This window comes from Photobacterium japonica (assembly GCF_050337005.1).
Taxonomy (GTDB): domain Bacteria; phylum Pseudomonadota; class Gammaproteobacteria; order Enterobacterales; family Vibrionaceae; genus Photobacterium; species Photobacterium japonica.
On the sequence record NZ_JAKJSN010000088.1, the window covers coordinates 1 to 13,070 of the forward strand.

The 13,070-nt window shown below is 50.2% G+C and carries 10 protein-coding genes; 3 read left to right on the forward strand and 7 right to left on the reverse strand.

What is annotated here, in order from left to right:
* The first annotated feature begins 356 nt into the window (after window positions 1-356).
* Complete coding sequence (locus L4C36_RS22425; protein WP_428479997.1) at window positions 357-2,753, forward strand: hypothetical protein; 2,397 nt, start codon at window positions 357-359, stop codon at window positions 2,751-2,753.
* 144 nt (window positions 2,754-2,897) lie between these two features.
* On the opposite strand, the gene xni is transcribed toward L4C36_RS22425, so the two are convergent.
* From xni to queF, 5 genes are all read right to left on the reverse strand, one after another.
* Window positions 2,898-3,680 carry a flap endonuclease Xni gene (gene xni / locus L4C36_RS22430; RefSeq protein WP_428479998.1) on the reverse strand — a complete coding sequence of 261 codons (783 nt, stop codon included), beginning with the start codon at window positions 3,678-3,680 and terminating at the stop codon, window positions 2,898-2,900.
* Between the two features lie 106 nt (window positions 3,681-3,786).
* Window positions 3,787-5,163: a nucleotide 5'-monophosphate nucleosidase PpnN gene (gene ppnN, locus L4C36_RS22435; RefSeq protein WP_428479999.1), complete on the reverse strand. Its 1,377-nt coding sequence runs from the start codon at window positions 5,161-5,163 to the stop codon at window positions 3,787-3,789.
* Between the two features lie 249 nt (window positions 5,164-5,412).
* Complete coding sequence (locus L4C36_RS22440) at window positions 5,413-6,972, reverse strand: GGDEF domain-containing protein (RefSeq protein ID WP_428480000.1); 1,560 nt, start codon at window positions 6,970-6,972, stop codon at window positions 5,413-5,415.
* A 133-nt stretch (window positions 6,973-7,105) separates the two neighbouring features.
* Window positions 7,106-9,385, reverse strand: coding sequence for a tetratricopeptide repeat-containing diguanylate cyclase (locus L4C36_RS22445; RefSeq protein ID WP_428480001.1), 2,280 nt, complete (start codon window positions 9,383-9,385; stop codon window positions 7,106-7,108).
* A 102-nt stretch (window positions 9,386-9,487) separates the two neighbouring features.
* Entirely contained in the window at window positions 9,488-10,336 is an 849-nt protein-coding gene (queF, locus tag L4C36_RS22450) for an NADPH-dependent 7-cyano-7-deazaguanine reductase QueF (protein ID WP_428480002.1), read from the reverse strand.
* Window positions 10,337-10,399: 63 nt separating this feature from the next.
* Here queF and syd point away from each other — a divergent pair, with 63 nt between their 5' ends.
* Window positions 10,400-10,966: a SecY-interacting protein gene (gene syd / locus L4C36_RS22455; protein WP_428480003.1), complete on the forward strand. Its 567-nt coding sequence runs from the start codon at window positions 10,400-10,402 to the stop codon at window positions 10,964-10,966.
* A 3-nt stretch (window positions 10,967-10,969) separates the two neighbouring features.
* Complete coding sequence (locus L4C36_RS22460; protein WP_428480004.1) at window positions 10,970-11,746, forward strand: Zn-ribbon-containing protein; 777 nt, start codon at window positions 10,970-10,972, stop codon at window positions 11,744-11,746.
* A gap of 109 nt (window positions 11,747-11,855) precedes the next feature.
* Here the strand turns inward: L4C36_RS22460 and L4C36_RS22465 are convergent, their stop codons facing one another.
* Together L4C36_RS22465 and L4C36_RS22470 are read right to left on the reverse strand one after the other, a co-directional pair.
* On the reverse strand, window positions 11,856-12,128 hold the full coding sequence (locus L4C36_RS22465; protein ID WP_428480005.1) for a hypothetical protein: 273 nt from the start codon (window positions 12,126-12,128) through the stop codon (window positions 11,856-11,858).
* 77 nt (window positions 12,129-12,205) lie between these two features.
* Window positions 12,206-12,436, reverse strand: coding sequence for a DUF2789 domain-containing protein (locus tag L4C36_RS22470; protein WP_428480006.1), 231 nt, complete (start codon window positions 12,434-12,436; stop codon window positions 12,206-12,208).
* Window positions 12,437-13,070: the final 634 nt, after the last annotated feature.

Sequence of the window (13,070 nt, forward strand, 5' to 3'; positions counted from 1 at the left end):
TCCCTGCACTATTATACTTCCATTGATTATTACCAGTGTGTCATGTTGATGGTGTTGTTGTCAGATGATTCTGACAAATTCAGCGAGTGTTACGATACATTTTTATTTATATATCTATGAATTATTACGTGTATTTATGTGTTTCTGAATGTATAAATCAGCACAATCATAACGATACATTCGTTTAGCACCTTTTATTTCACGCCTTATTTTATGTCATTCATTTGGCAGGATGATCTTCACGTTGAAATTTATTTTTTATCATCTCTACATAGGGTGGTAATGAAATGTAAAGGAAAAATACACCATTATTATTTTTGGTCAAAAGGAAGAGTACAACAATGCAAAAGACAGGTATGAAATTTTCATTATTAGCCATGTCAATCATGGCATCAGGCATGGCAAACGCTAACCAGAGCCAGCCTGAATACATTGAAATGATGAACGAAACGGCACGTAAGATTGAAGCTCGCCTAGCGGAACTGAACCAGTTCGCGGTGTCACCCGATCACTTGTACACCATTGATCAAGTGGATTTCGACCCTACGCGTGTGCCCGTTTTCAGTAACGGTAAATACCTGTCAATCAATGGCATCGTTTACCCTGTAACGACGGATAACACGGTATCGGTCCCGATGCGCCATTGGTCTGATGAAAGTGCGATGCGTAATCTGTTCAGTTTCTTGGGCGAAGAATGGGAATTGTCTTGGTACCAGGGCGGTATGACATTCGTTAACAAGAAATTTGGTAATTATGATTATGGCAATGGTTGTTTGTTAGAATATTATCCGATGGCGGATCGTATTCCGGGTGACTACATCAACAAAGACTATGGCTTGGTGCGTGAACTCGAAACCTGTTTTGATAATTCAATGGGCGAGCGACCGGAATATGAAGCCGAGCGTGTGAACCCTCACCATTTTGCTGTACACGCACAATACGCGAACTTTATTGCACTAGAAGCTTACAAAAACCAATTAATTGCAGTGCACTCACCACGTGCAGAATACGGTGACATTGCAAATCCTGTGGTTGGTTTCTACGATCAAAAAACCGGTCAATCTGATAAAATTACCGCGATCAGTAAAGGCCGTCCATACACGCAAATTAATGATATTCGTCTGATGGACTCGCAGCTATATGTGTCTGCTGTGTCTGCGCATAACCGTATCGATATTTTCGATGTCGACACCAAAGAGTACCAATACTCGCTAGGTGTGAACCTAGAAGGCGCCGCGAAAATTGCCGTGTCTGAACAGTATGTGTTTGTCAGCTCAAACAAAGGCATTGCGGTATACCACAATGTGGCGGCTGACAAGCATGAAATTAAAGCGATGACGCCGTTTGCGTATTTGGCGAACCACGACGCGCACAGCCTTGAGGTGCTAGGTAATAAGCTATTGGCAGCGTCAAGCACGGGGTATGCCGTGTTTGATTTGGCGGCGATGGGCGAAGGGAAAACGGTTAAAGCGATGGTGGAAGCGCCTGTCGGTTTTGCCGCGATTGATCTGAAAGGTAACCAGTTGGTGACGAAGCAGAGCCAACGTATCGCGATCTATGATGTGGCAAAATTCATTGCCGACGGTTACCGCTTTAAAGAAGCGGCGCAGGGTGCATACCTTGTAGATGGCCAAGGGTACAGTGCGAAAGACTTGCAACTGACAGATCAAGGCTTCGTGACCCTGACTGATTCGGTGACGACCCATGTGCATACTCTTCGTGCTGTAACGTTTACGCCGAATGTGTCTGTACCTGAAGCGACGCTGACCTTCTCTGCACTACCAGCAGAGGCGATGGTGACATCGGTGCTGAAAGACGCAGAGGGGGAAGGTGCAAGCGTATTGTCACTGGTTGCGAACACCCGTTCTATGTTGAATGTCCGTTTGTTGGACCGTGATACGGTTGAAATCACCAACTTCACAGAAGTGGACATGGCCAACGTTGAGTTAGATATCACGGCACAAAACCAGTATAACTGGGCACGTCTCGGCCAGATTGACCGTCTGCCTGCACATACCCGCATTGTACTGCCAATCACCGCCTTGAATGCTGATAAGCGTTTCAATACAGTCGATGGCAGTGGTGTGTATGATTACAGTGAGATGCTGAAAACGATGCAAGGCGTAAGCGGTGCATACGGCCACGAAGGTACGCAGAATGTCTTCATGTCCCGCTTTAACACCACGACAGATCATCCGTTGTTGAATAAGTTGGAAGCCATCACGGCGAACTGGGATATCGACTTCACAGACCGCACTATTTTCGATACGCAAGAAGTGGTATGGACGGCAGACAGTGCGAAACGTCACATGGAACTGCTGACGAACATGGCTTATGTGATGTCGAGCGACGCGTTCAAGCAAAAGCTGATGAACTACAAAGCGACATACGGTCATGATATGCAGATCGGTCCAAACGTGTTGAACACAGAAAGCGAGTACGCCAACTTCCTGAATATCACGTTGGGTGAGAATGGCTTTACCAACTTCCGTAAAGCAGAAGACTTCCAGAATCCGTACGGTATTGTGGGTCGTCGTGGCACCATGTTTGGTCTGTCGGATGAAGAACTCGATCGTATCGAGCGTGGTGATCTGAACCGTTTTGCTCACTACATGGCTGAGCAGCTATCACGTAACTACTACCTAGACTGTACGCCAACACCATGTACGTGGAAAGAGCAGCATCTAGCGAAACTGATCATGGATGTGATGACAGAGCTGGCGGATGCAGGTGATCTGCCTTACAACCAGTAAGCGCACCATAACACCACAGAATAAAGCATAGCGAGTTGTTCCCTCGCATGACTAAGCCACTCTTCGGAGTGGCTTTTTTTGTCGTCGTCGAGAGGGCGTTGATTCACCGCACCGGAATCGGAATCTGGCGAGCTTACGGCGGGTTTATTCGGCGTCGTTGGGCTGGTAGCGAATATCTTGCAGGTTAAAGCCCAACGTCAGGTCAGTTTTCAAGCTGGCCACTTGCTTACAAGCTATCGCGCTGTCACGGTGCGCGTCGATTTTCTTCTGCCATTTGGCAGGGAGATCATCAGCGGCGAGAATGGCGTCCAAAGACGGGTACAAGCTCAGCAGTTCGGTGGCCGCTTTCGGCCCGATGCCAGGAACGCCTGGGATCTTGCTCGAACTGATCCCGGCCAGTCCCCAGTAATCGGTCAGTTGCTCGGGTTTTACGCCAAACTCTTTTTCAATAAAGGGGCTGTCGAGCCAACGCTCTTGAAAGTAATCTCGGATCCGCAATGTCGGTTGGAGTAGCTGACAATAGCCTTTGTCGGTGGAGATAATGGTGACTTGTTCTCCGCGTGCCGCGACTTTTAGTGCCAGCGTCGCCACCAAATCATCGGCTTCATCCCCGTCAGACAGTAGCGAATCAATGCCTATCTCCATGAAGGCATCTTGAATGATTTCCATGCCAGCATGCAGGGCTTCAGGCATCGGCTTGCGGCCTTCTTTGTAGTGAGGCAGCAGGTCGGCGCGCCAGCCGCGATCATCCCCGTGGTGATCGAACACGGCCACGATGTGGGTAGGCTGACTGAGATTGATGATCTTATGCAGGGCTTGGCAACAGACTTTGGCGGTGTTGGCTATATCGTCATCATTGTGCTGCGCTGCATGGACCCGGCGGATCAGGTTGAGGGCATCAATAATGACAAGGTGGAGAGAGGACATAGCATTAACCGTTGTATAAATGAGAAAAAAGAAAGGGCCTGTTAAGGCCCTTATTGTACGCATAGTTAGCCGGAAGTCACACTGCCTGTGTCAACAAGGGCGGGCATTACTTTCCGTTGGATGGGGTGGTGGTGATGATTTCGTAGCACGGCTCATACTGGGTGCCGGGCAATTTCATCCGTTGTTGTTCTACAAATTGTTTTAGCAGTTTATCCATGCGTTTCATTAGCGCGGTGTCGCCATTGATTTTAAACCGGCCTTTTCGCTCGATTTCACGGATCCCTTCTTCTTTTACGTTACCGGCCACAATACCAGAGAATGCACGGCGCAAATTGGCCGCTAAATGTTCTGGTCGCTGGTTCATGTGCAAATCCAAACTGGCCATGGCTTCATGGGTCGGTTCAAACGGCAATTGGAATTCCGGTGGAATAGTGAGTGACCAGTTGTAGCTGTAGGCATCCCCCTTCGATTGACGGTGTGCTTTGATCGCGGGCATGGCGGCTTTCATGACACGGGCCACTTCTGTCGGATCGTCAATGATGATCTGATAGTGGCGGGTGGCAGCTTCCCCGAGGGTATCGTGAATGAAGCTGTCGAGCACGCGGAAATAGGCTTCGCTCTCTTTCGGCCCCGTTAACACCACGGGCAATGGCTGATCCGCATTTTCTGGCTCCATCAGGATCCCGAGAATATACAGCAGCTCTTCGGCCGTACCGGCCCCGCCAGGGAAAATTACGATACCGTGGCCGAGACGGACAAAGGCCTCCAGACGTTTTTCGATATCCGGCATGATCACCAATTCATTAACGATCGGGTTCGGTGGCTCGGCCGCAATGATGGACGGCTCTGTCAGGCCGATAAAACGGCTCTGGCTATAGCGCTGTTTGGCATGACCGATGGCCGCCCCTTTCATTGGGCCTTCCATCGCGCCCGGCCCACACCCGGTACAGATATTCAGTTCACGCAAGCCCAGCTCATTGCCAACTTCGCGGGTGTACTGGTATTCAATCGGGTTGATGGAGTGACCGCCCCAACACACCACGATGTTCGGGTCTTCGCCGGATCGCACGGTCTTGGCGTTACGCAACACACTGAAAACGAAGTTAGTAATGTGAGGGGAACTGGTGAGGTTGATGTCACGACGTTGCTGCACGTGCATGTTGACGTACACAATGTCACGCAGCACAGAAAACATGTGTTCTTGGATCCCTCGAATGATGCGGCCATCAACAAAGGCGTGATCGGGCGGGTTCATCAGTTCGAGTTTGATCCCGCGCTCACGGCGCATCACATTCACATCAAAGCTTTTGTTCTTTTCCAGCAACTCTTTGGAACTGTCGGTATGGCTGCCGGAATTGAGTACGGCCAGCGAGCAGTTACGGTAGAGGCGGTAGATATCACTTGAGGCGGTAGCTTTGAGCAATTCCACCTCATGCTGAGACAGCAGATCCATAGCCCCTACTGGGCTGATATGTGTGATCATGGTTACCTCCCTGGTCATGGTAGACGGTGGCACTTACGGGTGTATTCAGTGTAGAAGAAAGGGTGAGCACGACCGTGAAGAAAGCAGAAGGTAGGCCGTCGGGGAGTACGTTCTGTTTTCTGAAGATCAGTCAGTCTGGTGATGGGGTGAAGGCTTGGTTTTAAGTGACTGATATATCTACAACCATACACAGAGTGCTGGGAGATTGCCAGAAATTGATAGGATGGAAGGGGAAGAGCGTGAGGGGGGTTACGATATCCACAACAAGCGGTTGTTACCGGTGCTGCGCGCACTGAATAAGGCTTTTTCTGTCCGTTCTAACACCGTGGTAGGGGTGTCATTGCCCTCAAACAAGGTCGCGCCGATAGAGACGCTAATAGTGACATTACGATCGCGGAAACGGAACGGCAATTGGGCAACCGCCTGACGCAGCTTACTCAAACGCTGGTGACGTTCCTCTTCGCCTTGCTCGGTCAGAATGACCATGAAGGCATCGTCATTGAAACGGGCAATGAAGTCGGTGTCTTCCACCGATTGGTGCAAGGTACGGGCAATGATTTTTAACACCTTATCGCCGGCAAAGTGGCCGAAGTTTTCATTGATCCCTTTGAAGTTATCAATATCAATCAAGGCGACACACAGCGGGTGTTGGTAACGAAGCCAACGGCGGTATTCATGCTCTAAGCGATCGTTGAGCGCTGCACGGTTATACACTTTGGTCAGGTTATCTAAGAAAATGCGTTTTTCCTGATCGTCCAGACGTTGGCGGTAATCCTGAGTTTGCTCATACAGTTGGGCGATTTTGGCTTCGTTGTAATTGAGTTGCTCCAACAGGGCGTGTTCGCGCTTTTCTAAGGCTTTATTGCGTTCCGCCAGAATCTGCAATTCGTGGGTCAAATCCGTCAGGGTTGGTCGCCACGTGTTGAGGTTGGTATTGTCGCTCAAGCCTGCTTTCAGAGTGTGCGTCAGTCCGGCAAGTTCATGGGTCATTGATGCGCGATGCTCAAAAATGATCTGACTTTGGTCGGCGCTGTGGTGGGTGGTCTTTTGCAGGGTCGCCAACTCCCCATTGATGTTGTTGAGAAAGCGTTGTGAGCTGCGACGTTCCTGATGCGTGCCATCAAGCACCAAACGCAGGATCTCTAACGACAGTTCCAGTAACGTGGCGGGTGGCACCCCATTGAGTAGTTGGTTGCGGATGGTGAGCAGTTTATCCCCGGCATCGTCCTCAAAATCCAATTCCGAGATCAACTGTTGCAGTTCTCTGGTGAGTTTCAGCTGCAAATCATGGTTCACGCTGACCGTGGTGTGGGTATCGCTATGGGCACAGGACACCACTTTCAACGCGCGTTCATACAGGGCCATCAAGCGAATGGCTTGCTGGTGGGTATGGGCGAGGGATTGATTTTTTTGACTCAGCAGGTTGCGCAGATCGCGTTTCAGCTGGGCCGGCAGGCCGTGGAAGCGGCGCAGCACTTCACTGCTGTGGTGGATCTGTGCATGTAAAGCGTGATTTTCTTTGTCGGCAAAATCGGCAAGGCGGATCACAAGGCGTTCAATCACCGCCAGACGCGGGATCATTTTGCCAATGTCTTTGTTTTGTTCGAGGTCGTGACGAAGCAACATGAGCTTGTCATCCAGCTCATGGTCCAGTCCTCGGCAGGCCACCGACAGCCGACCGATCAAACGCTTTAAAATAGCGATTTCCCGGCGCGATTTCAGTGAAGCATCCCGGTAAGAAAGTTGAGTTTGGTCTAAGCGTAGCTTTAGCTTACTCATTTCTGTCGCTACGGCAGTTACATCAGTCACGTTGGGGCAATATCGTCCTAGATACTAAACTCGTTTCTTATCAGTGGGTTACTTGTCGCATAATAAAAACATGCTAGCAAAAAATGCTATACAATTCACTGATATCGGCGGTCGAGCGAACAATATTAGACCATTAAATGGCATTTTTATCAGAAACGTGATCGTTATGCCAACTGAATGCAAAGACACTCGAACTTTGGACTTTTATTAACCCATTATCAATGCCTTGGCTGCATGCGCGGCGAATATTGTCGCAGGCAAAACTGGCCGCAGGGGCGGCATCAATGGCACTGAGGTGGACCCATTGGCTACCGGCATCGTGTTTGCTGGCTTCACGGGCGGCATTGGTAGCCATCAACAAAATATCTAACAATTCTTGATCATTTATCGCGGTGTAAGCCCTTGGCAAGAATGGGTATTCCGCCATTCCGATGCGAATTCGGTTATCCAGTTGACGGTTTTCGACAAAGCGGTCAAGCAGTTGCTGCAACGAATGAGCAAGTTGTTCGGGCGCGGAATCCAGACGCGAATTGGGCTCGATGTACAGGAACATCGCATCAGAGAAATGATACACACGGGCCGGTTCGCAGATCTGTTGGGTGAGGTATTCCCCAAACTGACGTTCCATATCCAGCCCTTGCTGGTAGCCGTGCTGAAGATAGATGTGCTTGAGAAATGGCACTTCAAATAACGCGAAGCGCAAGCGATCACTCAATGGCTCGTTAATGATTTCACCCAGGTGCCATTGCTCAAAGTTGGCACTGCTTTGTTGCAGGGAATTAGGCAGCTTGGCAGTGAGCATACGCAAGTTGCGCAGGCCACTGCGAGGGTGCGTGTAGAAGTCGGTGCGCAGGCGCGTTAAACGGGTTTGCAACTGTTTAAATGTGCGGTTTCGGCGCCACAGAAATAGCCCCACGGCGGTTAACACGCTGAACAGAAAAATAGTGATATTTTTCTGTTTATACAGGGCCTTTTCGCTCTCGAATTGCTGGCGTTCGAGTTCTTCTAAATGCAACGAACGTTCCAGCATGCGCTGCTGTTGTTTGAACACTTCGACATTGCTTTTCACCTGCGCTTGCTGCTTGGTACTGAACAGTTGTTCGTAACGGCGTTGGCTGAGCAGGGCATTGTAGTAATCTTTTTGTTGTTCAAACGCGCGTGAGAGCTGAAGTTCAGACTCCAGCTGTAAATCATGGTTGTTAATGCGGGTGGCCGCGATCAGTCCTGCTTGCAGGGCGGCGATGGCCTCATCGGTTTTGCCTTCCGCTAGCTCTAACGTGCCTTGCAAAACTTGTGCTTCTGCGAGCGTGACTTCATCGTTGCTTTGGGTCGCGAGCAGGCGAGTATGGTGTAGGTACTGTTCCGATTTGGGGTAGTTGTACAGCAGCAAATACACGCGGGCAATATTCAGACGCAATTTGGCTGAACGGCTGTTTTGCTTGAGCTGGTTTTCTTGATCCAAGGCGTTGAAGTAATGCACCAAGGCTAGGTTATAGCGGCCTTGTTGTTCATAAATGGACGCGATCAGATTCAGGGTGGTCGCCAGCGGCAGCGTTTGTTTGTAATGGGCAAAGAACTCACCGGCTTGCGTCGCGTGCTCTAGGGCTTTGTCATAGACTTTGCGTTGTGCAAACAGCGACGCGAGTTCAAAGTTGGCCATGGCCGTTTGGGCTTTGTCATCAATTTCAACAGCCAGCCAGTAACCACTGAGCAGGCGATCCAAGGCCAAATCGAAATGGCCACTGGTCATGTAATGGTTACCCAGTACCAGCAGATAATGGATTTTTTCTTGTGGATCATTGAGGTTGATCAGAAAGCGTTTGGCGCGAATAAACCGTTTTTCGGCCAGCACGCTGTTGCTGGTTTGAGATTCAATGATCGCGCGTTGCATGAGGGATTGGTATTGCAAGCGTTGAACTTGCGACTCCATCATGTGTTGGGATTGGGTTGTGATGGCCGTATCGATCTGTTCGAGCATGCTCAAGGCCAGTGTGCTGTTCTTGAGGTTCGTCCAGTAGATGTCCGCATGGATCAGTTGGCTTTCAATCCCACTGAACGTCAGTGTTTCAGTGTTGGCCAGCGTTTCTGCCATTTTAATGGTGTTAATCGCCAATTCGGCTTGATTGAGCAGCAGGTATGCGCGCGCTTTGATTTGCAGGGCGTTGATGGTGCTCAGTGGCGTGCGTACGGTGTGATCCGTTTCGTCATTAATGTGCACACGTGACGCTTCTTTGGGGGCGCTCAGGCGACGCTTATCCAAATAGCGAGAGGTGATCGAGAGCGACTGCTCGGGGTTGGTGTGCAGGAGATCGTTGGCTTCGGCAAGAATTGGCGTTGTGTAGATTTTTGCTTGTGCGCCAAACGAGGTCACAGAGAAGATCATTAAGCTGATCAGCCAGCGGCAAGGAGACATACTTTCAATAACCCATCAGAACAGTACTGCCAATATTAATGGGTTGGGCAATCAAGTCCAGCAAAGTCTGCACATTTGCTGGACTTATCATCATCTTGACACTTATTGGCGGGCCAAGCGGAAGTTATTACTTGGGGTTTTCCCCATGTTGGTGCGGTATGGGTTGATATCCAGACCACCGCGGCGGGTGTAGCGCGCGTACACGGTCAACAGTTCAGGCTGACAGTATTTCATGATGTCGGTAAAAATACGCTCAACACACTGCTCATGGAACTCATTGTGGTTGCGGAACGAGACAATGTAGCGCAACAGCTTTTCGCGATCAATTTGCTTACCGGTGTAAGAAATACGCACGCTGCCCCAGTCTGGCTGGCTGGTGATCAAACAGTTTGATTTCAGCAGGTGGCTGTTCAACTCTTCCGTCACGATCTTGCCATTGTCAGCCGCGCCTTTCAGGTAGTCAGGGTTGAACGCGTAATCGGTGATGCTGATGTCTTGATCATCAATGCACTCGCCGCTGAACGTCACGATTTCTTCGCTGGTGAAGTCACCCAACGGTTGAATGGTGACGTCAACATCGGCACCGGCACATTGGCTCAGATCGTGTTGCAGACGGTCAGCCACATCCTGCCAGCCGTCAAGTGCCGTTTGGTTGAAGCTGTTGAGGTAAAGCTTGAAGGATTTAGACTCGATCAAGTTCGGGCTGTTGGCGGGTAAGCGCACTTCGCCGATCGCGACTTGCGGTAAGCCTTTGCTGTTGAGCCATGACAACTCATAGAGTGTCCAGATGTCATACCCGGTAAAGGGTAGGGTGTCACCCAACGCCAAGTCATCTCGGTTCAGGCTGCGAGGAACAGGCTGAAGCAGAGAGGGATCGTACTGATCCTTGTATTCGGTATTTTTACCGAGGGTTAAACCGGCTAATTCTTTCGCGTCTTGATATTTGCTCATACTGTCCTGGACACACTTCGATTAGAATGGGCAAAGTTTACTTAATCTTTTGTGAGGTTGCGAATGAATCATCCCGTCGCGATAGCGTTATCTGCATTTTCTACCCGCTTCTTGCAAGCGTGGTGTGATGCAGGTCAAGGTTTTCCACGCAGTGACGATCTGGTGGGTCTGCCTTCTGACTGCGTGTGCAGTGATGATGGCTATGAAGTGAGTTGGAAACCGGTGGCACGCCAGCCCGTTGGTGACTTGGACGGCGTCGAAAAAGGGATTGAATTGCGTTTGCATGAAGATATCACGGCGTTTTATGGCAGCCAATTCAGTGGTGATATGTCGGCCCGTTTTCAAACGGTGACCGGGGAGATTGATTTTGATCTTCTGCAGGCATTCAACCATGCTGATGTGCAGCGTCTGCAAGAAAATATTTTGGGCCATTTGGTGACCCAGCGTCGTTTGAAATTAAAGCCGACCGTGTTTATTGGTGCCATGGCGTCTGAAAATCAGGTGATTGCGGTGTGCAACCTGACCGGCCAAGTGGTGCTGGAAACCTTGGGCAAAGCAGACCGTGAGGTCTTGGCGGCAGATTTGGAAACCTTCCTGAATGCCTTATCCCCCGTGGTCAAAGTAGATTGAGTCATGTACGTAATTGAATTGCAGTTTGAGTGTTTTGATAACACGACCATTGCGGCGGTCGATACCGCGATCAATGGTTTAATGGATGCGTTGCGCTATAACGGCCAAGTGCTGGGGCGTGAGTTTCCGATTGTGATGGATGACGGCGTGTTTAAAGTGCGCGCGGTGTGTCCGGAGCAACAAAGTTTGCATCCGAGTTTCCACAGTGTGCAGGTGAAAGCCTGTATTGAACGTTTGAGCTATGCCAAGCTGTTAAGCCCGAAAACCAAGTTATTGGGGCGTGATTTAAACTCGGAAGCGGCGGCAGAGAATTTCTCGCCCTCGTGGCAAGTGATCTACACCACGTATGTGCACACCTGTTCGCCGCTGCGCTGTGGCGATACGTTGATGCCTATCCCGCTCTACCGATTGGACGAGCCGACGTCAAACGGTGATCACAAAGCGATCGTGAAGTGGCAAACAGAATGGCAAGCATGCGATGAGATCCAAATGGCAGGTGCGTGCCAAGCCGAACATGCTGCGTTGCACGAAATTCGCGATGTCGACAGTGACATGTTCCGCCGTGGTTGGGACTTGCGTGGGCGCATTGAATTTATCACCAAGATCCCGACGTATTACTACCAGTATCAAGTGGGGGGCGTCAGTGCTGATGAGCAGTTGAACCGCCCTTGCCCGAAATGTGGCGGACACTGGCGCTTAGACGAGCCCTTGCACGGTATCTTCCATTTCCGTTGCGAACCGTGCCGTTTGGTGGCCAATCTGTCGTGGGATTTTCAGTAATCGCCTTCAGAGGTTGAAGCGGTGCAATCACACCCGCAATAAAAACAGGCACCTTGTGTGCCTGTTTTTGTTTCTGGCATGTCTTGGTTTTAGGGCGCTTGTCGTCTGTTTATCGCGCCTCTAACGCCGCCAGTCGTGCCGAGAGGTCGGCGACCTGTTGTTCCAGCGCCGCAATCCGTGCCTCTGGGGTAACGGGCGTTTCGGTGCGTTCTATTCTGGGGACGCGGGCACTGCTTTTCCAGCTTTGTAAGGCTTTGATGATCACCGGCATCGGTAATGGCTCATGGATGCGGGCTTTGATCAGAGCTACTGAGGGCTCTTTGCCTTCTGCGACCAAGCTTTCGATGGCTTGGGTCAGGGCTTGGGTGATCGCTGATGACATTCCTTTTCCTTTTTCACTCAGACAGTCTTTTCTCATTGTCGCTGATTACGCCGCGACTGCCCAGTCTCCCATTGCGGTCATTTACGTAGCAGGACATCCAGCTGGTCAATCACTTCACACCAATCGGCATCTTGTTCTTGGGCTTCCTGTAGAAAACGCTTCTGCGCGGGACGCCAAAAGGTGGCATCGGCTAAGCGTTCGTGTTGGGCAAGGTGGTGCTCCGCTAAAAAGCGTTCGATAAAGGCGTGGGAGTCATTAAGGCCGAGTTGGCTGAATAAGGCACTGAGGTTGTGATTGAACGTTTCCATTATGCGCTCCATTAAAGAAGGGTAGGGCTGGCTCAGGGTGGTCAAATTCAGGGGTGTTTGGACTTAATTATAGTGGTGCCTGAGAAGGCCGTTAGCACCTATCTGCCAAATTGCCCGTGAATTTGTGCGAGATCGCTTACACGCGTGTGGGAGATCCATGTCTTTATACTGAGAAATTCAGAGGTGTCAGTGTTTAAGTGGTTGTTTTTAAATAAAGGGAAGATCTTCCCCGTGCGTTTTCTTGTTGAGTACAACGAAAAATATCTTACTGATAGGCTGCTTTTTTTCGCCATCAGCGTAATCTTAATGGTGTCGGAAGGAACTGACGGAACGGAACAGGAAAACCCCAAGGATGTGGGGGTCTCAGGATGAGACCGGTGTACTAGGATGGTATATCGAACATGGACTGTGAAGGGATAGCCGAGGAACGGCACAGTAGTAGACAAGATGTTTACTCGTCAGGATGACAAAGGACCACTTCAGGATGAAGTCAGGGACACCGCCAGGATGGACGATGAGAGTCAGGACAGGATGTGCTGATGGGTCAGGAAGGCCAAAGGAACACTTCAGGACGAAGTAAAAAAGGACAATGCTGACGGATACAGCAGTCAACGGAATGATGCAGGGAGCACCA

Excerpts from the sequence above, each read along its gene's own strand:
- L4C36_RS22425 (WP_428479997.1), top strand. The coding sequence starts at position 357 with ATGAAATTTTCATTATTAGCCATGTCAATCATGGCATCAGGCATGGCA.
- xni (WP_428479998.1), bottom strand. The coding sequence starts at position 3,680 with ATGTCCTCTCTCCACCTTGTCATTATTGATGCCCTCAACCTGATCCGC.
- ppnN (WP_428479999.1), bottom strand. The coding sequence starts at position 5,163 with ATGATCACACATATCAGCCCAGTAGGGGCTATGGATCTGCTGTCTCAG.
- L4C36_RS22445 (WP_428480001.1), bottom strand. The coding sequence starts at position 9,385 with ATGTCTCCTTGCCGCTGGCTGATCAGCTTAATGATCTTCTCTGTGACC.
- queF (WP_428480002.1), bottom strand. The coding sequence starts at position 10,336 with ATGAGCAAATATCAAGACGCGAAAGAATTAGCCGGTTTAACCCTCGGT.
- syd (WP_428480003.1), top strand. The coding sequence starts at position 10,400 with ATGAATCATCCCGTCGCGATAGCGTTATCTGCATTTTCTACCCGCTTC.
- L4C36_RS22460 (WP_428480004.1), top strand. The coding sequence starts at position 10,970 with ATGTACGTAATTGAATTGCAGTTTGAGTGTTTTGATAACACGACCATT.
- L4C36_RS22465 (WP_428480005.1), bottom strand. The coding sequence starts at position 12,128 with ATGTCATCAGCGATCACCCAAGCCCTGACCCAAGCCATCGAAAGCTTG.
- L4C36_RS22470 (WP_428480006.1), bottom strand. The coding sequence starts at position 12,436 with ATGGAAACGTTCAATCACAACCTCAGTGCCTTATTCAGCCAACTCGGC.